The organism is Nocardiopsis chromatogenes YIM 90109 (genome assembly GCF_000341185.1).
GTDB lineage: Bacteria > Actinomycetota > Actinomycetes > Streptosporangiales > Streptosporangiaceae > Nocardiopsis_A > Nocardiopsis_A chromatogenes.
On record NZ_ANBH01000232.1, the window covers coordinates 1 to 20053 of the forward strand.

Genomic DNA, 20053 nt, shown 5'->3' on the forward strand with positions numbered 1-20053 from the left:
AGAAGGTGAGGGCGGCCCGGTCCGGGGTGGTGAAGCCGCGGCCGAGGCGGCCCCGGCCCGCGGTCTGGTGCTCGGTGACCAGCACCCGCCCCGCATCGGCGCCCTCGCGGGCGCGGGCCAGCAGCTCGGTGTTGGTGGACCCGAGCGCCGGGACCACCTCCAGCCCGGTCCACATCGTCTCGGGCCGCACCAGGGCGCGGTTCAGCGCGCGCTCGCTGAGCGGCGGGCGGTCCGGGTCGGTGTAGGGGGAGGGCGCGGTGCTCATGGGTCCATGTATACCGGTGCGGCCCCTTCCCGCCGGAAGGGGCCGCGCCGTGGCCGGCCGGTGCGCGGTCAGCCGGTGTTCTGCAGACCGGCCGCCACGCCGTTGACCGACAGCAGCAGCAGCCGCTCCAGGTGGCGCTGGTCGTCGGCGTCCAGCTTCTCGGCCTCTGGGCCGCGCAGCGCGTTCAGCGCCCGCAGCTGCAGGTGCGACAGCGCGTCCACGTACGGGTTGCGCAGGTCCACCGCCCGCGACAGCACCCGCCGGTTCTCCAGCAGGCGGCGGTGCCCGGTGGTGGCCAGCACCAGCTCCCGCGTGCGGTCGTACTCGTCCAGCACCTTCCGGGTCAGCTCGGGCCGCCCGCCCAGCCGCAGGTACCGCTCGGCGATCGCCCGGTCGGTCTTGGCCAGGCTCATCTCCGCGTTGTCCAGCAGCGAGGCGAACAGCGGCCATTCGGCGTAGGCCGCGCGCAGCGCCTCGGGGTCCGAGGCGGCCGCCAGCCCGGTGCCCAGGCCGTACCAGCCCGGCAGGTTGACCCGGGTCTGGGTCCAGGCGAACACCCACGGGATGGCGCGCAGGTCGTCCAGCCCCCGGGCGGCCGAGCGGCGCGAGGGGCGCGACCCCAGCCGCAGCTCGCCCAGCTCCTCCAGCGGGCTGACCCGGGAGAACCACTCGGCGAACCCGTCGGTGTCGATGAGCTCCCGGTAGGACGCCTGCGCCGCCTCGGCGATCTCGTCGGCCAGGCCCCGGAACCGGTCCGCCGCCTGCCGCGCCCGGTCCTGCACGGCGGGCGTGGAGGCGAGCAGCACCGCGTGCCCCACCTGCTCGGCGTGGCGGTGCGCGATGGCCCGCTGCCCGTACCGGGCGAAGATGACCTCGCCCTGCTCGGTCACCTTGAACCGCCCGTCGACCGACCCGGGGGCCTGCGCCAGCAGGGCCCGGCTGGCCGGTCCGCCGCCCCGGCCCAGGGAGCCGCCGCGGCCGTGGAACAGGGTGAGCACCACCCCGTTGCGCTCGGCCCACTCGGCCAGCCGCCCCTGCACGTCGTAGAGGCGCAGGGTGGCGCTGACCGGGCCGACGTCCTTGGCCGAGTCGCTGTAGCCGAGCATGACCTCCAGCCGGTTGCCCGACTCGGCCAGGCGGCGCCGCACGTCCGGCAGCTCCAGCATGCCGTCCAGCACCTGCGGGGAGGCGTCCAGGTCGGCCCCGGTCTCGAAGAGCGGGATCACGTCCAGCACCGGCGCCTTGCCCGCGGGCAGGGCGTGCACGGCCAGCTCGTGCACGGCGGCCACGTCGGCGGCCGAGCGGGTGAAGCTGACGATGTAGCGGCGGCAGGCGTCGACGCCGAACCGCTCCTGGATCCAGGCCACGACCCGCAGCGTGGCCAGCACCTCCTCGGTGGCCTCGGACAGCCCGCCCCCGGCGCGCACCTCCTCCAGGGCCCGGGCGTGCACCGCGCTGTGCTGGCGGATCTCCAGCTCGGCCAGGTGGAACCCGAAGGTCTCGGCCTGCCAGATGAGGTGCTGCAGCTCCCCGTAGGCCTGGCGGCGGGCACCGGCCGCCTCCAGGGAGGACTGCACGGCGCGCAGGTCCTCCAAGAGCTCCTCGGGGCGCCGGTAGGCCAGGTCCGCGTTGCGCTCGCGGGTGGCGCGCAGCCGCGCGGTGGCGAACATCAGCATCTGCCGGTGCGGCTCGTTGGGGGAGCGCTTGGCGATGTCGGCCATCAGCGGCGGGTGCGCGGCCTGCGCCGTGGCCAGGGTGTCGCGCAGGTCCTCACCGGCGGGGGTGAGGTTGGAGTAGGCGGTCAGGGTGCGCGCCACCCGGCCGCAGGCCTCCTCCAGGCTGCGCAGCACGTGCTCGGACTGGATGGTGATGGCCTCGCGGGTCACCTCGTGGGTGACGAACGGGTTGCCGTCCCGGTCGCCGCCGATCCAGCTCCCGTAGCGCATGAACGCGCGCGCCCGCGGCGGCCGGGTGCCGGTCCCGGCCGGGTCCAGCGCGGTGTCCAGCGACCGGTAGATCTGGGGCACCACCGCGAAGATGGTCTCGTCGAAGGCGGCCATGGCGGTGCGCACCTCGTCGAGCGGGTCGAGCTTGGTGTAGCGCAGCTGGGAGGTGCGCCAGAGCAGGTCCACCTCCTCGGTGAGGCGGCGGCGGGCCTCCCGCTCGGCCGCGCTGTCCGGGTGGGCGGCGTGCAGCCGCTCCAGCTCGGCGCCGATCCGCACGATGGCGGTGGACACCGCGCGGCGGCGCGCCTCGGTGGGGTGGGCGGTGAGCACCGGGTGGAACTCCATGTCCCGGACGAACTCGGCCAGCCGGTCCTCGCCGCAGTCGGCGCGGACCGCCTCCACCGCGGCCGCCAGCGACTCGTGGGGCGGGTGCACCGCGTCGTCGCGCTCGCGCAGGGCGCGCATCCGCTGGTGCTCCTCGGCCAGGTTGGCCAGGTGGAAGTAGACCGTGAACGCGCGCGCCACCTGCTTGGCCCGCTCCAGCGGCCAGGAGTCCACCAGCTCGGTGATCGAGGCCGGGTCGACGGTGCCCTCGCGGGCGCCGATCACGGCGGTGCGCAGCTTCTCCACGTCGGCCAGCAGGTCCTCGCCGCCGCCCTCGGCCAGCACCGTGCCCAGGGTGCCGCCGAGCAGCCGGATGTCGCTGCGCAGCTGCTCGGGCATCTCCTGCCGGGCGCCCTCGCGCCCGGCGCCGGCGGGGTCGTTCGCCATCGCCAGATCTCCTCTCGCAGGGTCACCGCGCCGGCGCCGTTGCAGGTTCCGCGGTGGCGTTTCGGTCCGCCAGCCTAGCGGTGATGGTCTGGACCATTGGGCACCCGGGGTGCCTCTGTCCCGACCTGCGGCGCCGCCCGGCACGGCCGGGCAGTGGTCTACCCGGCCGCGCCCCGGTGTCTACCCGCCCAGCGCCGGGATCACCTCCGTTCCGTATGTGACGGCCACCTCGTCCACGGCGTCGTGCATGGCATAGACGGCGAACTGGTCGACCCCCAGGGCGCGCAGCTCCTTCAGGCGGCGCACGTGCTCCTCGGGCGGGCCGAGCACGCAGAACCGGTCGACGACGGCGTCCGGGACGAACGCGGTGTCGGGGTTGCCGGTGCGGCCGTGGTGGGCGTAGTCGTACCCCTGGCGCCCCTCGATGTAGTCGGTCAGCTCGGCGGGGACGGCCCCGGCGGCCGCGCCGTAGCGGGCCACGAGGTCGGCGACGTGGTTGCCGACCATGCCGCCGAACCAGCGGCACTGCTCGCGGGCGTGGGCGAGCCCCCCGGGGGTGCCGTCGGTGACGTAGGCGGGGGCGGCGACGCAGATCGCCACGTCGTCCGGGTCGCGCCCGGCCTCCCGGGCCGACCTCCGCACCGCCTCCACCATCCACTCGGTCAGGAAGGGGTCGGCGAGCTGCAGGATGAACCCGTCGGCGGTGCGCCCGGCCATCGCCAGCGCCTTGGGCCCATAGGCCGCCGCCCACACCGGCAGGGGGCCCGCCCCCCCCCCCCGCNCTCCCCGTCGGGGCCGGTGCCCAGGCGTGCCTCGCGCCCCTCGGCCAGGTCCCGGATGGCGGTGATGGCGCGCTCCAGCCGCGCCAGCGTGGCCGGCCTGCGCCCGGCCACCCGCATCGCCGAGTCGCCGCGGCCGATCCCGCACACCGTGCGCGGCCCGTACATCTCGTTCAGCGTGGCGAACGCCGACGCGGTGACCTCCCACGCCCTGGTGGACGGGTTGGTCACCATGGTCCCCACCCTGAGCGTCTCGGTGGCGGCCAGGATGCGGCTGTAGATGACGAACGGCTCCTGCCAGAGCACCGCCGAGTCGAACGTCCACCCGTGGGTGAACCCCAGCTCCTCGGCGCGCCGCATCCGCTCGACGACCTGCGCGCCGGGCGGGTCGGTCTGCAGCACCAGCCCCACGTCCACGGCTCTCCCCCTCTCGGATCGGTTCAGATCAGTTCCCCGCACAGCCCGCGCCGGACGAACCCGCCGTGCCCGGCCGCGCCGGTGTAGGCGCCGCGGTCCACCACCACGCGCCCGCGGGAGAGCACCGTGCGGGCCTTCCCGGTGACGTGCAGGCCCTCGTAGGCCGAGTAGTCGACGTTCATGTGGTGGGTGGCGGCGGAGAGCACGTGCCCGGCCCCCGGGTCGTAGACGACGATGTCGGCGTCGGCGCCGGGCGCGATGGTGCCCTTGCGCGGGTACATGCCGAACATGCGGGCGGGCGCCGCGCAGGCCAGCTCGATCCACCGGCGCCGGGAGATGCGCCCGTCCAGCACCGCCTGGTGCAGCAGGTCCATGCGGTGCTCCACCCCGGGCATCCCGTTGGGGATCTTGGAGAAGTCCCCGATGCCCAGCTCCTTCTGGCCCTTGAAGCAGAACGGGCAGTGGTCGGTGGAGACCACCGACAGGTCGCCGGTGCGCAGCGCCCGCCAGAGCATCTCCTGGTGCTCGCGCGGGCGCAGCGGCGTGGAGCACACGTACTTGGCGCCCTCGAAGTCCGGGCGCGCCAGGTCGTCGACGGACAGGTACAGGTACTGGGGGCAGGTCTCGGCGAAGACGTTGAGCCCGTCGTCGCGCGCGCGGGCGATCTCCCCGACCGCCTGCCCGGCCGACACGTGCACGATGTACAGGGGGGCGCCCGCCACCTGGGCCAGGCGGACCGCCCGGTGCACCGCCTCGGACTCCAGGAGTTCGCGGCGGACCTGCCCGTGCGCCTCGGGGCCGGTGCGGCCCTCGGCGAGCGCCTGCTCCACGAGCACGTCGATCGCCGGGCCGTTCTCGGCGTGCATCATCATCAGGCCGCCGTTGGCGGCGGCCCGCTGCATGGTGCGCAGGATCCGCCCGTCGTCGCTGTAGAACACGCCCGGGTAGGCCATGAACATCTTGAACGAGGTGATGCCCTCGTCCACCAGGGCGTCCAGCTCCTTGAGGGCGTCGGGCACCGCGTCGCCGACGATGGCGTGGAAGCCGTAGTCGATCGCGCAGGCGCCCTCGGCCTTGGCGTGCCAGGCGTCCACGCTGGCCCGCAGCGACTCGCCCGCGCGCTGCACGGCGAAGTCGACGATGGTGGTGGTGCCGCCCCAGGCGGCCGCCCGGGTGCCGGTCTCGAAGGTGTCGGAGGCGTAGGTGCCGCCGAAGGGCATCTCCATGTGGGTGTGGGCGTCCACGCCGCCCGGGATCACGTAGTGCCCCTCGGCGTCGACCACCGCGGCCCCGCCGCGCGCCCACGCCTCGGCGGCCTCGCTGCCCCGGGCCGCCACCGCGGCCACCCGCTCGCCCTCGATGAGGACGTCGGCGGGGGTCTCCTCGGCGGCGGTGACCAGCAGGCCGCCGCGGATCAGGGTGCGCTGGGCTCCCGTCGCCGCTCCCGTCGCCGTTCCCGCCACTGTTCCCGTCGAATGTGCCATGTCCGCCTCCCTCAGGCCTCGGTCAGCGGGCCGTAGGCGTCGGGGCGGCGGTCGCGGTAGAACGCCCACTGGGTGCGGGCCTGCTCGACCAGGTCGAAGTCGAGGTCGCGCACGAGCAGCTCGGGCTTGCGGTCCGAGGCCGCCTCGCCCACGATGGCCCCGCGCGGGTCGGCGAAGTAGCTGGTTCCATAGAAGTCGTTGTCGCCGTACTCCTCGGTCCCCACCCTGTTGATGGCGGCGACGTAGTACAGGTTGGCCACCGCGGCGGCCGGCTGCTCCAGCTTCCACAGGTGCGCCGACAGGCCCCGGCTGGTGGCCGACGGGTTGTAGACCAGCTGCGCCCCGGCCAGGCCCAGCGCGCGCCACCCCTCGGGGAAGTGCCGGTCGTAGCAGATGTAGACGCCGATCCGGCCCACGGCCGTGTCGAACACCGGCCAGCCCAGGTTGCCGGGGCGGAAGTAGTACTTCTCCCAGAACCCCTTCACCTGCGGGATGTGGTGCTTGCGGTACTTGCCCAGGTAGGTGCCGTCGGCGTCGATGACCGCCGCGGTGTTGTAGAACCACCCCGGCCCCTCGCGCTCGAAGACCGGCAGCACCATCACCATGCCCAGCTCCCGCGCCAGGGCCGAGAACCGGGTGACCGTGGGCCCGTCCGGAACCTCCTCGGCCAGGGCGAAGTGCTCGTCCTGCTGCACCTGGCAGAAGTAGGGGCCGGTGAAGATCTCCTGGAAGCCGATCACCCGCGCCCCCTGGGCGGCGGCCTGCCTGGCGTAGCCCTCGTGGGCGTCGGTCATCGACGCGGTGTCGCCGGTCCACTCGGTCTGCACGAGCGCGGCACGAACCAGCTGCGGCATGGCCCTCCTTAACGCCGTCCCGGGCCCCCCTTGGCCGCGGGAAGCGTCGACGGTAGGCAGGCTCTCGCACGGGGGTCAACGGCCCCGGGCGACACGCCCCGTCCGGACCTGGGATTTCGGTCGTCCGCAGCCGTGACGGCCGGGACGCGTGTCCAGCATGTGGAAGTAACGGGGGTCACCCCGACGGCCCCCGCGCGGGGGCGTCTACCCTGGTCTTCCATGGCCACCGAAGCCCCAGAACCGCTACCCGCGGACGAGATCGACATCCACACCACCGCGGGCAAGCTCGCCGATCTCCAGCGACGGCGCTACGAGGCCGTCCACGCGGGTTCGGAGCGAGCGATCGCCAAGCAGCACGCCAAGGGCAAGATGACGGCGCGCGAACGGATCGACGCCCTGCTGGATCCAGGGTCGTTCACCGAGTTCGACGCCCTCGCCCGGCACAGGTCCACCAGCTTCGGCCTGGACGCCGACCGGCCCTACGGGGACGGCGTGGTCACCGGGCACGGAACCGTCGACGGCCGCCCCGTCGCCGTCTTCAGCCAGGACGTCACCGTCTTCGGCGGCTCCCTGGGCGAGGTGTACGGGGAGAAGATCGTCAAGGTCCTGGACCACGCGCTCACCAACGGGTGCCCCGTCGTGGGCATCAACGAGGGCGGCGGCGCGCGGATCCAGGAGGGCGTGGCGGCCCTGGGCCTGTACGCCGAGATCTTCAAGCGCAACGTGCACGCCTCCGGCGTCATCCCGCAGATCTCGGTGATCATGGGCGCCGCCGCCGGGGGGCACGTCTACTCCCCCGCCCTGACCGACTTCGTCGTCATGGTCGACCGGACCTCGCAGATGTTCATCACCGGGCCCGACGTCATCAAGACCGTCACCGGCGAGGACGTGTCCATGGAGGAGCTGGGCGGGGCGCGGGCGCACAACACCCGTTCCGGCGTCGCCCACTACATGGGCGCCGACGAGCAGGACGCCCTGGACTACGTCCGCGACCTGCTCGCCCACCTGCCCGGCAACAACCTGGACGAGGCGCCGGTGCCGCCCGGCGCCGCACCCGACCCCGGCTCCGAGGCCACCGAGGAGGACCGGGAGCTCGACACCTTCATCCCGGACTCGGCCAACCAGCCCTACGACATCCGCCGGATCATCGAGCGCGTCGTCGACGACGGCGACTTCCTGGAGGTGCACGAGCACTTCGCGGGCAACATCGTCGTCGGCTTCGGCCGGGTCGAGGGCCAGAGCGTGGGCGTGGTCGCCAACCAGCCGATGAACTTCGCCGGGTGCCTGGACATCGACGCCTCCGAGAAGGCGGCGCGCTTCGTGCGCACCTGCGACGCGTTCAACGTCCCGGTCCTCACCTTCGTCGACGTGCCCGGCTTCCTCCCCGGCACCGACCAGGAGTGGAACGGCATCATCCGGCGCGGCGCCAAGCTCATCTACGCCTACGCCGAGGCGACGGTGCCGCTGATCACCGTCATCACCCGCAAGGCGTTCGGCGGCGCCTACGACGTGATGGGCTCCAAGCACCTGGGCGCCGACGTCAACCTGGCCTGGCCCACCGCGCAGATCGCGGTCATGGGCGCCCAGGGGGCGGTGAACATCCTGCACCGGCGCACCCTCGCCGCCGCCGAGGACGTGGAGGCCGAGCGGGCCCGCCTGGTCGAGGAGTACGAGGACACGCTGCTCAACCCCTACTCCGCGGCGGAGCGCGGCTACGTCGACGGGGTCATCCTCCCCTCGGAGACGCGCGTGTCGGTCGTCAAGGCGCTGCGGGCACTGCGCGGCAAGCGCAAGCAGCTCCCGCCCAAGAAGCACGGGAACATCCCGCTGTGAGCGGCGCGCAGAACCCCGGACGGCCCTCCGGGCAGGACCCCGGGCCGCACCTGAGCGTCGTCCGCGGCGACCCCTCCCCCGAGGAGGTGGTGGCGCTGGTCGCCGTGCTCACCGCGCGCGCCCGCGCGGCGCAGGCCGCCCGCGCGGCCGAGGAGTCCGCCCGGCGGCCGCGGTCGGCCTGGCGCGACCGCTCCCGGCTGCTGCGGGGCCCCGTCCGCCCGGGGCCGGGCGCCTGGGCGCGCAGCTTCCACCCGGGCTGACCCGGCCCGTCCCGACTTTCACCAGGAGGATTCCCCACCGTGCGCAAAGTCCTGATCGCCAACCGCGGGGAGATCGCGGTACGCGTGGCCCGCGCCTGCCGCGACGCCGGGATCACCAGCGTGGCCGTCTACGCCGACCCCGACCGCGACGCCCTGCACACCAAGACCGCCGACGAGGCCTACGCCCTGGGCGGCGACAGCCCGGCCGACACCTACCTGGACATGGCCAAGATCCTGGACGCGGCGGCCCGCTCGGGCGCCGACGCCGTCCACCCCGGCTACGGCTTCCTGTCCGAGAACGCCGACTTCGCCCAGGCCGTCACCGACGCCGGGCTCACCTGGATCGGCCCGCCCCCGGCGGCCATCACCGCCCTGGGCGACAAGGTCCAGGCCCGCCACATCGCCGCAAAGGTCGGCGCCCCCCTGGTCGCCGGGACCGCCGACCCCCTCGACGACGCCGGCCAGGCGGTGGCCTTCGCCCAGGAGCACGGCCTGCCCATCGCCATCAAGGCCGCCTTCGGCGGCGGCGGGCGCGGCCTGAAGGTCGCCCGCACCCTGGAGGAGATCCCCGAGCTCTTCGACTCGGCGGTGCGCGAGGCCACCGCGGCCTTCGGCCGCGGGGAGTGCTTCGTCGAGCGCTACCTGGACCGGCCCCGGCACGTGGAGACCCAGTGCCTGGCCGACGCCCACGGCAACGTCGTGGTGGTCTCCACCCGCGACTGCTCGCTGCAGCGCCGCCACCAGAAGCTGGTCGAGGAGGCCCCGGCCCCGTTCCTGAGCGAGGCGCAGAACGCCGAGCTGTACGCGGCCTCCAAGGCCATCCTGGCCGAGGCCGGGTACCGCGGCGCGGGCACCTGCGAGTTCCTCGTCGGCGCCGACGGCACCATCTCGTTCCTGGAGGTCAACACCCGCCTGCAGGTCGAGCACCCGGTCTCGGAGGAGGTCGCCGGGATCGACCTGGTGCGCGAGATGCTGCGCATCGCCGACGGCGAGGAGCTGGGCTACGGCGACCCGGTGCTGCGCGGGCACTCCTTCGAGTTCCGGATCAACGCCGAGGACGCCGGGCGCAACTTCCTGCCCGCGCCGGGCACCATCACCCGCCTCAACCTTCCGGGCGGGCCCGGGGTGCGGGTGGACACCGGCTGCGAGGAGGGCTTCACCGTCCCGGCGTCCTTCGACTCGATGGTGGCCAAGCTGATCGTGACCGGGGCCTCGCGTGAGCAGGCGCTGGAGCGGTCGCGGCGGGCGCTGGCCGAGTTCGAGGTGGGTGGCATGCCCACGGTGATCCCCTTCCACCGCACGGTGGTGGAGGATCCGGCCTTCGATCCGGCCGACGGGGAGGCGTTCTCGGTGCACACCCGGTGGATCGAGACCGAGTTCGACAACACCGTGCCGCCCTACGAAGGCGTCCCCGCCCAACCCGACGAGCAGGACGAGCGCGAGTCGGTGACCGTGGAGGTCGGTGGCAAGCGCATCGAGGTGGTGCTCCCGGCCGGGCTGGGGGCCGCGGCCGCCGCCCCGGCCCCGCAGGCCGCGGGCGGGCGGCGCAAGGGCTCCCGGAAGAAGGGCGGCGGCGCCGCGACGGCGGCGAGCGGGGACGCCCTGGTCTCGCCGATGCAGGGCACCGTCGTCAAGGTCGTGGCCGAGGACGGCGCGACCGTGGCCGAGGGCGACACGGTGGTGGTGGTCGAGGCCATGAAGATGGAGCAGCCCTTGGCGGCCCACAAGGCGGGCACGGTGGCCGGGCTGTCGGTGGCCCCGGGCGACACGGTCTCCAGCGGCTCGGCCGTCTGCGAGATCAAGGACGCCTAGTCCGGACGCCGCCCCCGGGCGGCCTTCGGGGGCCGGGTGCGCCGCGGGCGCACCCGGCCCCCGATTCATCCCACGTCAGCGAGGGCAACGGGGCATACCTGCACGGACGTGACCGGATTGACACCGCCCACCCCGGGAATAATCGGGCGCGGACCGTTATTGTTCCTATTCGTGACGAACCTGTGGGGCCTGACCGAGCGACGGCACGTCGACCTGTGCCGCGTCGCCAGCCAGGCGTGTCGATGACCGCCTGAGCCGATCCGCCGTATCTCCGCCGATCGACTTCTCGTCCCGTCCCTGCGCGCCCGCAGCGCGGCGTCCCCTCGGGCCGTGATCCACGGCACCGCCCCCGGAGCCGCCCACCGCGCAGGCCGACCCCATTCGTCCGCCCGCCGACCCCGACGCCACCCGCGCCCGTCGGCTCTGCCCTGACCCAGGAGCCATCCCGTGCCATCCGCACTCAGACGCATCCCCCGTGTCCCCTTCGCCTTCCAGGTGCTGGCCGCCCTCGTGCTGGGCATCGCGCTCGGCGTGGTCGCCCTCCAGCTCGGCGGCGACGCCGAGAACCCGAACTGGCTGGCGGTCACGCTCGACACCGTCGGCAGCACCTTCGTCACGCTGCTGAAGGCGATCGTCCCGCCGCTGATCCTGCTGGCCGTGATCTCCTCGATCGCCCAGCTCCGCAACGTCTCCAACGCCGCCCGCCTGGCCGGGCAGACGCTGCTGTGGTTCGCGGTCACCGCGCTCATCGCGGTGGCGATCGGCATCGGCCTGGGCTCGGTCATCCGCCCCGGGCTGAACAGCGGCGTGGACGCCTCCGCCGCCCAGGACCCCTCCACGCACGGCTCGTGGACGGCCTTCCTGGAGAGCATGGTCCCGCAGAACTTCCTGGGGCTGACCGCCTCCACCGAGGGCGAGGTCAGCGGCGGCACCCTGGACCTGTCGACCGGGCTCACCTTCAACGCCCTGCAGCTCATCGTCATCGCCATCGCGATCGGCGTGGCCGCCGTGAAGACCGGCAAGGCCGCCGAGCCGTTCCTGGCCTTCACCGAGTCCGCGCTGCAGATCGTGCTCAAGGTCCTGTGGTGGATCATCCGCCTGGCCCCGCTGGGCACCCTCGGCCTGCTGGGCAACGCGGTCTACAGCTACGGCTGGACCACCATCGGCGCCCTGGGCACCTTCACCCTGGCCATCTACCTGGGCCTGGCCGCCGTGGTGTTCGTCGTCTACCCGCTGCTGGCGCGGGTGCACGGGCTGTCCATCGCCAAGTTCTTCTCCGGCGTGTGGCCCGCCGTGCAGCTCGGCTTCGTCTCCCGCTCCTCGATGGGCACCATGCCGGTGACCCAGCGGGTGGCCGAGACCAACTTCGGGGTGCCGCGCCACTACGCCTCCTTCGCCGTGCCCTTCGGCGCCACCACCAAGATGGACGGCTGCGCCGCGATCTACCCGGCGATCTCGGCGATCTTCGTCGCCCAGTTCTTCGGCGTGAACCTGTCGGTCACCGACTACCTGCTGATCGTGTTCGTCTCGGTGATCGGCTCGGCGGCCACCGCCGGGACCACCGGCGCGACGGTGATGCTGACCCTGACGCTGTCCACCGTCGGCCTGCCGCTGGAGGGCGTCGGCCTGCTGCTGGCCGTCGACCCGATCCTGGACATGGGCCGCACCGCCACCAACGTGGCCGGGCAGGCGCTGGTCCCGGCGATCGTCGCCAAGCGCGAGAGGATCCTCGACGTCGAGCGCTACCACGCCCCGCGCGGGCTGGACGGGTTCGTCGCCGACGACTTCCTCTCCGAGGCGGAGAAGGCCGCGGCCGCCCAGGAGGCGCCCGCCCCCGAGGCCGGGGGCGCCGAGCCCTCCGAGGCGGGCGCCTACGAGAAGGTGCCCGCGCGGGATTAGCCCCGCGACCCGCCGCGCCCACCGGGCGGCCCGCCGCGCGGCGGGCCGCCCGTAGTCTTTGCCACAGGACCGGGCTCCCCTCCGGGAACCGGCGGCCCACGCCGTTCGTCCTTACCGAATGAGGGAGGCGAGAGGAACGACATGTTGCGCCGATTGCTAGTACCGGCCCTGTTCACCGCGGGACTCAGCGTCGCGGTCGCGGCTCCGGCCGCAGCGGCGGCGGCCCCCGACGCCGGGGAGACCGCGCAGGACCTCAAGTCCGACCACGTCTACATCGACGAAGGCGTCCTGGAGGGCGAGAACCCTCCCGGCCAGGCCGAGCAGGACGCCCTGGTGTCGGCGGCGGAGAGCGCCGACACCGAGACCCCCGTCTACCTGATCATGCTGCCCTCGGACACCTTCCAGTCCCAGGTCGCCCTCGAGGGCTACATGGACGAGGTCATGGCCGAGACCGGCGACGGCGTGTACGCCGGGTTCCACGGCGACACCCCGCAGGACTCGTTCCTGTACTCGCCCAACCTGGACCAGTCCGAGCTCAACCAGATCTCCTCCAACATGCCCAGCGCCCCGACCCCGGTCGACGCGCTCGCGGCCATCCCCGACGCGGTGGCCGAGCAGGAGGGCGACGCGGCCGCCTCGGGCATGTTCGGCGCCGCGTTCCTGGGCATCCTGGTGCTCGCGGTGGCGGGCGGCGGCTACTTCATCTACAGCTCGCGCAAGAAGCGCGCGGCCGAGAAGGCCAAGCAGCTCGCGGAGATCAAGCAGATGGCCCAGGAGGACGTCGTCCGGCTCGGCGAGGACATCGCCCGCCTGGAGATCGACATGTCCCAGGTGGACGAGGCCACCCGCACCGACTACGGCCACGCCATGGACTCCTACGACCGGGCCAAGGCCACGCTGGACGGCATCCGCGAACCGCAGGACATCCAGCAGGTCACCAACGCCCTGGAGGACGGCCGGTACTACATGGTCGCCACCCGGGCGCGGATGAACGGCGACCCGGTGCCCGACCGGCGCCAGCCCTGCTTCTTCAACCCGCAGCACGGCCCCTCCGAGCAGGACGTGCAGTGGGCGCCCCCGGGCGGCGCCGTGCGCGCGGTCCCGGCCTGCGCGGTGTGCACCAGGGCCGTGCTCAGCGGGCACGACCCGGACGTGCGCCTGGTCGAGGTGGACGGCGAGCGCCGCCCCTACTACGACGCGGGCCCGGCCTACGCCCCCTACGCGGGCGGCTACTTCGGCATGAGCATGATGATGGGCATGTTCTCCGGCATGATGATGGGCTCGATGATGGGGTCCATGATGGGCGCCGGGATGGGCGACATGGGCGGTGACATGGGCGGCGGCGAGGACCTCGGCGGAGGCGACTTCGGCGGGGACTTCGGCGGCGACATGGACTTCGGGGGCTTCGACTTCTAGGCCCCCGCCTCCCCGGCACGCGCAAGGGCCCACGGCCTCCGCCGTGGGCCCTTCCCTGTCCTACTCGGGAGAGGCCTGCATCAGCGAGCGCGCCGCCTCGGTGACGCTGCCCGACAGCGACGGGTAGACCGCGAAGGTGTGCGCGATCTCGTCCACCGTCAGGCGCTGCTGCACCGCGATGGACACCCCCAGGATCAGCTCGCTCGCGCGCGGGCCGACGATGACCCCGCCCAGCACGATGCCGGTGTGCCGGCGGCAGATCAGCTTGACGAAGCCGTCCTTGCTGCCGCCCATCTTCGCCCGCGGGTTGGTGTCCAGGGGCAGGTTCACGATGCGCGCGTCCACCTTGCCGCTGCGCACGTCCTCCTCGGTGGCGCCGACCGAGGCCAGCTCGGGGTTGGTGAACACGGTCGCGGCGACCGTGGACAGCTTCAGCGGGGAGACCGCCTCGCCCAGGGCGTGCCACATGGCGATGCGCCCCTGCATCGCGGCCACCGAGGCGAGCATGTTCACCCCGGTGCAGTCCCCGGCCGCGTACACGCCCGGGGTGGAGGTGCGCGAGACCCGGTCGACCTGCACGAAGCCGCCGCCGTCCAGGCGCACCCCGGCCTCCTCCAGGCCGATCCCGGCCGTGTTGGGGATCATCCCGACCGTCATCAGGCAGTGGCTGCCCTCCACGGTCCGCCCGTCGGAGAGGGTGACCCGCACGCCGTCGCCGGTGTTGACCACCGACTCGGCGCGGGTGTTGCCGAGCACCTGCATGCCCCGGCGGCGGAAGACCCCCTCCAGCACCTCGGCGGCGTCGGCGTCCTGGGTGGGCATCACCCGGTCGCGCGAGGAGACCAGGCTGACCTCGGCGCCCAGGCCGGTGTAGGCGTTGGCGAACTCGGCGCCGGTGACGCCCGAGCCGACCACGACCAGGTGCTCGGGCATCTCCTCCAGGTCGTACAGGTGGCGCCAGGTGAGGATGCGCTCGCCGTCGGGGCGGGCGGTGGGCAGCTCGCGCGGGTGGGCGCCGGTGGCCAGCAGCACCACGTCGGCGTGCAGGCGCTCCTGTCCCACGGCGATGATGTGCGGGTCGACCAGGCGGGCCTCCCCGCTGACGGTCCGCACGCCCTCCTTGAGCAGCCGGGCGGCGGTGTCCTCGGACTGGGCCCGCGCCAGCCGCTTGACCCGGGCGTTGACCGCGGCCAGGTCCACCCCGACCTTGCAGTCCTCGCCGGAGTTGATGGTCAGGCCGAGCCGTCCGGCGTCCTTGACGTAGGTCGACCGGACCGACGTGGCGATCATCGTCTTGGAGGGCACGCAGTCGGTCAGGACGCACGCGCCGCCGACCCCGTCCCGCTCGACCACGGTCACGTCCGCACCCAACTGGGCGGCGACCAGGGCCGCCTCGTACCCGCCGGGGCCGCCCCCGATGATCACGACCTTCGTCACGTCTGTTCCACTCCTTCGCGGCGCGTTGGCGCGCGGCACCACTCCGGCGCCCTGTCGCCCGGATGTCCGCCCTCCTGTCGCACCTCCATTGTCCGCCATGGTCAGGGGCGGATTCTCCGCGGCTCCCCTCCCCCGCGCACCCGGCGGAGCACGGGGCGGCGCCCCGCCCGCCCCGGACACCGCACCCGGTGTCCGTGATACACACCCCGGCGTTGCGCTCAGTAACAAATCGGAAGCACAGGGGTACGCTCCGGAGATGTGAGCGAATCCACGCAAGACCGCCCCGTGGTCACGACGGCCGACGCGAAGGAGCAGGCCGCCGCGGCGGCGAAGGAGCTGAAGTCCCGCACCGGCGCCGACGGCTACGACGCGCTCGTCGTGCTCGGCTCGGGCTGGACCGACGTGGCGGACCACCTGGGGACGCCCGACATCGAGCTGGACGCCGCCGAGCTGCCGGGGTTCGCCGCGCCGACCGCGCCGGGCCACTCGGGGCGGCTGCGCACCCTGTGGGTGGGGGCCAAGCGGGTCGCCGTGCTCTGCGGCCGCGTGCACCTGGGCGAGGCGCACGACCCGATGGCGGTGGTGCACCCGGTGCGCACCGTCATCGCCGCGGGCGCCCCGGTCGTGGTGCTCACCGGCTCGGCGGGGTCGCTGCGCACGGACTACGCGGTGGGCGAGCCGATCCTGGTGCGCGACCACATCAACCTGACCGGCGCCTCGCCGCTGACCGGGCCGGACTTCACCGACCTGTCGCGGGCCTACTCGGCGCGGCTGCGGGGCATCGCCGCCGACGCCGACCCGTCGCTGGCCGAGGGGGTGTACGCGGAGGTGACCGGGCCGGAGCTGATGACCCCGGCCGAGCTGGGGATGCTCCGCACCTCCGGGGCCGACCTGGTCGGGCGCTCGCTGGCGCTGGAGGCCATCGCCGCGGTCGAGATGGAGGCCGAGGTGATGGGCCTGGCGACGGTGAGCAACGACGCGGTGGGCGGGGTGTTCGAGCCCTTCGACCCGGACGCCGCCCTGGAGGCGGTGCGGCGCCACACCCAGCGGCTGGGCGAGCTGCTGAACACCGTGCTGATGCGGGCGTAGGGCCGGGGGGCGGGCGCACAGAGGCCGGGAGGGGCGCCGCTCCCCTCCGCGCTGGGGAACGGCGCCCCTCCCGTCGGAGGGGTGCCCTGTACGGGCCCGCCGGGGGCCGTCGGCGCTGCGTGGCGAGCAGCATCCCGAGGCCGGGGATGACGACGCGTCCGGCCGCCTCGGCGGGACCCATGTGCACCGATCGCGCGTGGGGGGCGGGTGGCGATCCGCACCGCCGCGCGATCCCGCTATTCAGTTGACCCGCAGCGCCCGGGGAGGGGCGGAGGGGCTCCGGGGTTCCGCGCGATCCCCGGAGCCCCGCCCGTTCTCCTTAGGCATGCCTTACCTAATCAGGTGCGCGGCGCCCCGTCAAGTCCCCCGCGGCACACGCGTTCACCGCGGGTGCGTGCGCGTGCCGGAACATGACGAAAGAGGGGAGCCCCGAAGGGCTCCCCTGAGAACATCCGGATCGGTGCCGCGGCCCGCCGGCCTCAGAGCAGCAGGGCGACCACCGCGAGGAGGACGACCGGGACGGCGAGCGCCGCGACCGCGTCCGGGGACACCGCGGTGACCACACCGCCGGCGGTGCGCGCGGCCCCGCCGTCCGAGGGCTTCGCCTTGCGGCGCTCGGCGATCTCCCGCAGGCGCTTGGCGTGCAGCTCGGCGGGGCGCAGGTCGCGCGGGTCGGACTCGGCGATCGGATCGGCGTCGGAGTAGCCGTTGGCCCGGCGCAGGTTCTCCCGGACCTTGGAGCGCTTGGTCTCGCGCAGGGCCCACGAGCGCACGACGGTCCCGCCCGCGTGGACGCGCACCACGTCGGTCACGTCGGCCCAGGTGAACTCGGACCACGGGACGAGGGTCTCGCGCAGCGGGTTGACCACCCGCACCCCCTCCTCCCCCGGGACGATCCGGGGGCGCAGCCACATCACGTAGGCGCCGCCGACGGTCAGCAACAGCACCCCGGCGGCGACCAGCGAGGCCGCGTCGGAGCCGTTGAACGCGAGGTCGAGCAGCAAGAGCGCGGCGATGCCGATCCAGATCCAGGCGAGGACCCGCGGCACCGTCGCGGTCAGGGGTTTTCCGTCATCTCCCACACGACCAGTCTTACCGCATGGGGGGACCGGGGCGAACGCGCAGGTCGGGCACGCCCGGCCCCCTCCCCCGCCTACATCAGCGCCGCATCGCCCAGCGCGTCGTCGGCGGCGGCGCCCCGCCCGCCCGGCCGCGAGCCCTCCCACAGGGCCGTCAGCGCCGCCGAGACGAACACCCGCACCCCGGTGCCGATGGCGCGCTCGTCCACATCGAAGGTGCCCCGGTGCAGGTCCAGCATGGGCCCCGCCGCGTCCGGCGGGTGGGTGCCCAGCCGCGCCAGCGCCCCCGGCACGTGCTCCAGGTACCAGGCGAAGTCCTCGCCGCCCAGGCTCTGCGGGGTGGACGCCACCGCCTCGGGCCCCAGCGCCTGGCCGACCGCGTCGCGCAGCATGCGCACGCTCTCCGCCTCGTTCACCGTCGGCGGCACGCCCCGCCGGTAGTCCACCTCGGCGGTGGCCCGGTAGCCCCCGACCACCGACTCCACCAGCTCCTTGACCACGTCCGGCGCCGCGTGCCAGGCGTCGTCGTCCAGGCAGCGCACCGTGCCCTCGGCCACCGCGTCGTCCGGGATGACGTTGGGCGCCGACCCGGCGCTCACCCGCCCCCACACCAGGCTGAACCCGGCCCGCGGGTCCACCCGGCGCGACAGCGCCGCCGGGAGCTCGGTGACCACCTTGCCCAGCGCGTACACCAGGTCGCTGGTCAGGTGGGGCCGGGCGGTGTGCCCGCCCGGCCCCGACAGCCGCACCGCCAGCTGGTCGCAGGCGGCGGTGATCGGTCCGACCCGCAGCCCCACCTGTCCCCAGAGCAGGCGCGGGTCGCAGTGCAGGGCGAAGATCCGGTCCACCCCCTCCAGCGCCCCGGCCCCGATCACCGCGCGGGCGCCGCCCGGCAGCTCCTCGGCCGGCTGGAACAGCAGCCGCACCCGGCCGGGGAGCGCCCCGGCCCGGGCCTGCTGGGCCAGGAACAGCCCCGCCCCCAGCAGCGCGGTGGTGTGCACGTCGTGCCCGCAGGCGTGCGCCGCGCCCGGAACGGTGGACCGGTAGGGAACGCCGGTCTTCTCGTCGGTCAGCGGCAGCGCGTCGATGTCGCCGCGCAGCGCCACCGTGGGCCCGCCGGAACCGATGTCGCACACCAGCCCGGTGCCGTCCGGGAGCCTCTCGGGCTCCAGCCCGGCCGAGCGCAGCCGCTCCTCCACCCGCTGGGTGGTCCGGGTCTCGGCGAACGCCAGCTCGGGGTGCATGTGCAGGTCCCGCCGGAACTCGACGAGCCCGCGTTCACCGCGCGCGAGAAACGCGGCCATCTGGTCCGCCAGATCACGCCCCTGCATGCGTTGGGCCCCCTGTCGTCGTCGGTCGTGGATCGTCGTGGGTGGTCGCGCCGCGGCTACCCGCCGCCGGGGGTCCCGGTGCGGAACTCCTCGGCGAGCGCGTCCACGACGTCGTTGAGGGTGCCCCCCTCGCGCACGATCGCGCGCTGCCGCTCATAGGAGGCGCCCTTGTCGAGCACTTCGGAGACCGCGTCCAGCTCCTCGGCGCAGCCCAGGCGCGCGGCCACCGGTCCGAGCTCGCGCACGAGCTCGTACAGGTCGTCCCGCAGCGGGACGGTGGACCCGCGCCCGTCGGTGATCACGCGCGCGTCCAGACCGTACCGGGTGGCGCGCCACTTGTTGTCCGTGACCACCCAGGCGGGCGGGCGGGGAAGCCCGTAGCCCCGGTCGATCTGCTGGTCGAACAGGCGGACGAGGCTCTGCGAGAGGGCGGCGGCCATGCCGACCTCGCGCAGGGTGGGGATCCCGTCGAACATCCGGATCTCGATGGTGCCGTAGTCCGGGTGCGGGCGGACGTCCCACCACACTTCCTTGATACTGGCGATGGTACCGGCGCGCAGCAGCGTCTCCATGTATTCCTCGAAAGCCGTCCAGTCGTCCAGCAGCGGCGGCGGGCCGGAGGTCGGCAGCGCGCCGAAGACGATCGACCGGGCCGAGGCCAGCCCGGTGTCGTGGCCGCTCCAGTAGGGGCTGGAGGCGGTCAGCGCCAGGAAGTGCGGCAGGTACCCCGCCAGGGCGTTGACGATCGGCACCGCCTTGTCCTTGGACCGCACGCCCACGTGGACGTGCACGCCGAAGGTGAGGATGCGCCGGGCCAGCCACTGCATCTGCTCGATCAGCTCGCCGTAGCGCTGCACCGGGGCCAGGGTCTGGTCGCGCCAGTCGTCGACCGGGTGGGTGCCCGCGCACATCGCGGCCGCCCTGCGGGGCTCCAGCACGGCCTGCAGGCGGTCCGCGCTGCCCTGGAGGTCGGCCATGGCCTCCTCCACGGTCTCGCACACCCCCGTCACCACCTCGACGGTGCACTGCATGAGCTCGTGCCGCAGCGGGGGGCGCCCCGGGCCGCGGCTCAGGTCGGGCAGGTCGGCCAGCACCTGCTGGGCCTCCTGGCGCAGGTGGCGGGTGCGGACGTCGACGAGCTGGAGTTCCCACTCCACGCCCAGGGTGGTCCGGTCAGAGGCGTTGAATTCGATGGCCACGGGCAACCTCCGAGCAGGGGTCCGGCCGGCGCGCTCACCGGCGCAGTGGGACCTTCATCCCCGGGGCCGCCGATCCGCAACCCGCCCGTCCTCGTGCGTCTCATCAACGGTACTCGTCCTGGGCCCTGCGGGTCCGGCGGATCCAGAACACGGCCGCCGCGGTGCCCGTGGCGGGGGGCGCG

At 73.9% G+C, this 20053-nt stretch carries 14 protein-coding genes and 2 pseudogenes; 7 read left to right on the forward strand and 9 right to left on the reverse strand.

From position 1 onward, the window contains the following. From D476_RS34090 to D476_RS0121675, 5 genes and pseudogenes are all read right to left on the reverse strand, one after another. Window positions 1-265 (reverse strand): annotated as a pseudogene (locus tag D476_RS34090) (biotin--[acetyl-CoA-carboxylase] ligase); the annotation flags it as partial. Between the two features lie 68 nt (window positions 266-333). Then, on the reverse strand, window positions 334-2934 hold the full coding sequence (locus tag D476_RS0121660; protein WP_051061815.1) for a phosphoenolpyruvate carboxylase: 2601 nt from the start codon (window positions 2932-2934) through the stop codon (window positions 334-336). A gap of 228 nt (window positions 2935-3162) precedes the next feature. Further along, window positions 3163-4178: pseudogene (locus D476_RS34095) on the reverse strand (TIGR03842 family LLM class F420-dependent oxidoreductase). A 23-nt stretch (window positions 4179-4201) separates the two neighbouring features. Beyond that, window positions 4202-5662: a dihydropyrimidinase gene (gene hydA / locus D476_RS0121670; RefSeq protein ID WP_051061814.1), complete on the reverse strand. Its 1461-nt coding sequence runs from the start codon at window positions 5660-5662 to the stop codon at window positions 4202-4204. 11 nt (window positions 5663-5673) lie between these two features. Then, window positions 5674-6516: a nitrilase-related carbon-nitrogen hydrolase gene (locus D476_RS0121675; protein ID WP_017626017.1), complete on the reverse strand. Its 843-nt coding sequence runs from the start codon at window positions 6514-6516 to the stop codon at window positions 5674-5676. Between the two features lie 219 nt (window positions 6517-6735). Here D476_RS0121675 and D476_RS0121680 point away from each other — a divergent pair, with 219 nt between their 5' ends. The 6 genes from D476_RS0121680 (at window position 6736) to D476_RS0121700 (ending at window position 13736) form a co-directional block, all read left to right on the forward strand. Continuing rightward, window positions 6736-8349 (forward strand): acyl-CoA carboxylase subunit beta, encoded by a 1614-nt coding sequence (locus tag D476_RS0121680; RefSeq protein WP_017626018.1) that lies wholly within the window; start codon window positions 6736-6738, stop codon window positions 8347-8349. Continuing rightward, on the forward strand, window positions 8346-8609 hold the full coding sequence (locus D476_RS0121685; protein WP_017626019.1) for an acyl-CoA carboxylase subunit epsilon: 264 nt from the start codon (window positions 8346-8348) through the stop codon (window positions 8607-8609). The genes D476_RS0121680 and D476_RS0121685 overlap by 4 nt, the downstream gene beginning before the upstream one ends. 39 nt (window positions 8610-8648) lie before the next feature. Continuing rightward, the gene (locus D476_RS0121690) at window positions 8649-10421 is read left to right on the forward strand and encodes an acetyl/propionyl/methylcrotonyl-CoA carboxylase subunit alpha (protein ID WP_017626020.1); all 1773 of its coding nucleotides are present in this window, start codon (window positions 8649-8651) and stop codon (window positions 10419-10421) included. A gap of 171 nt (window positions 10422-10592) precedes the next feature. Next, a complete protein-coding gene (locus D476_RS40160; protein ID WP_376769095.1) occupies window positions 10593-10667 on the forward strand; it encodes a putative leader peptide in 75 nt (24 codons plus the stop codon). A gap of 201 nt (window positions 10668-10868) precedes the next feature. Then, window positions 10869-12320 (forward strand): dicarboxylate/amino acid:cation symporter, encoded by a 1452-nt coding sequence (locus D476_RS0121695; protein ID WP_017626021.1) that lies wholly within the window; start codon window positions 10869-10871, stop codon window positions 12318-12320. A gap of 141 nt (window positions 12321-12461) precedes the next feature. Further along, complete coding sequence (locus D476_RS0121700; protein ID WP_239648789.1) at window positions 12462-13736, forward strand: chemotaxis protein CheA; 1275 nt, start codon at window positions 12462-12464, stop codon at window positions 13734-13736. A 60-nt stretch (window positions 13737-13796) separates the two neighbouring features. Here the strand turns inward: D476_RS0121700 and D476_RS0121705 are convergent, their stop codons facing one another. Continuing rightward, on the reverse strand, window positions 13797-15173 hold the full coding sequence (locus D476_RS0121705; RefSeq protein ID WP_017626023.1) for an NAD(P)H-quinone dehydrogenase: 1377 nt from the start codon (window positions 15171-15173) through the stop codon (window positions 13797-13799). A gap of 285 nt (window positions 15174-15458) precedes the next feature. Between D476_RS0121705 and D476_RS0121710 the strand changes: the two genes are divergently transcribed. Beyond that, entirely contained in the window at window positions 15459-16262 is an 804-nt protein-coding gene (locus tag D476_RS0121710; RefSeq protein WP_017626024.1) for a purine-nucleoside phosphorylase, read from the forward strand. 479 nt (window positions 16263-16741) lie between these two features. Here the strand turns inward: D476_RS0121710 and D476_RS0121715 are convergent, their stop codons facing one another. The 3 genes from D476_RS0121715 to D476_RS0121725 all read right to left on the reverse strand — a co-directional run bounded on the left by D476_RS0121715 (window position 16742) and on the right by D476_RS0121725 (window position 19871). Then, window positions 16742-17344: a PH domain-containing protein gene (locus D476_RS0121715; protein WP_026123738.1), complete on the reverse strand. Its 603-nt coding sequence runs from the start codon at window positions 17342-17344 to the stop codon at window positions 16742-16744. A 71-nt stretch (window positions 17345-17415) separates the two neighbouring features. Then, window positions 17416-18672 carry a M20 family metallopeptidase gene (locus tag D476_RS0121720; protein ID WP_017626026.1) on the reverse strand — a complete coding sequence of 419 codons (1257 nt, stop codon included), beginning with the start codon at window positions 18670-18672 and terminating at the stop codon, window positions 17416-17418. Between the two features lie 56 nt (window positions 18673-18728). Beyond that, window positions 18729-19871, reverse strand: a complete 1143-nt coding sequence (locus tag D476_RS0121725; protein ID WP_017626027.1) for a glutamate--cysteine ligase — start codon at window positions 19869-19871, stop codon at window positions 18729-18731. Window positions 19872-20053 lie beyond the last annotated feature (182 nt).

Excerpts from the sequence above, each read along its gene's own strand:
- D476_RS0121660 (WP_051061815.1), bottom strand. The coding sequence starts at position 2,934 with ATGCCCGAGCAGCTGCGCAGCGACATCCGGCTGCTCGGCGGCACCCTG.
- hydA (WP_051061814.1), bottom strand. The coding sequence starts at position 5,662 with ATGGCACATTCGACGGGAACAGTGGCGGGAACGGCGACGGGAGCGGCG.
- D476_RS0121675 (WP_017626017.1), bottom strand. The coding sequence starts at position 6,516 with ATGCCGCAGCTGGTTCGTGCCGCGCTCGTGCAGACCGAGTGGACCGGC.
- D476_RS0121680 (WP_017626018.1), top strand. The coding sequence starts at position 6,736 with ATGGCCACCGAAGCCCCAGAACCGCTACCCGCGGACGAGATCGACATC.
- D476_RS0121700 (WP_239648789.1), top strand. The coding sequence starts at position 12,462 with ATGTTGCGCCGATTGCTAGTACCGGCCCTGTTCACCGCGGGACTCAGC.
- D476_RS0121720 (WP_017626026.1), bottom strand. The coding sequence starts at position 18,672 with ATGCAGGGGCGTGATCTGGCGGACCAGATGGCCGCGTTTCTCGCGCGC.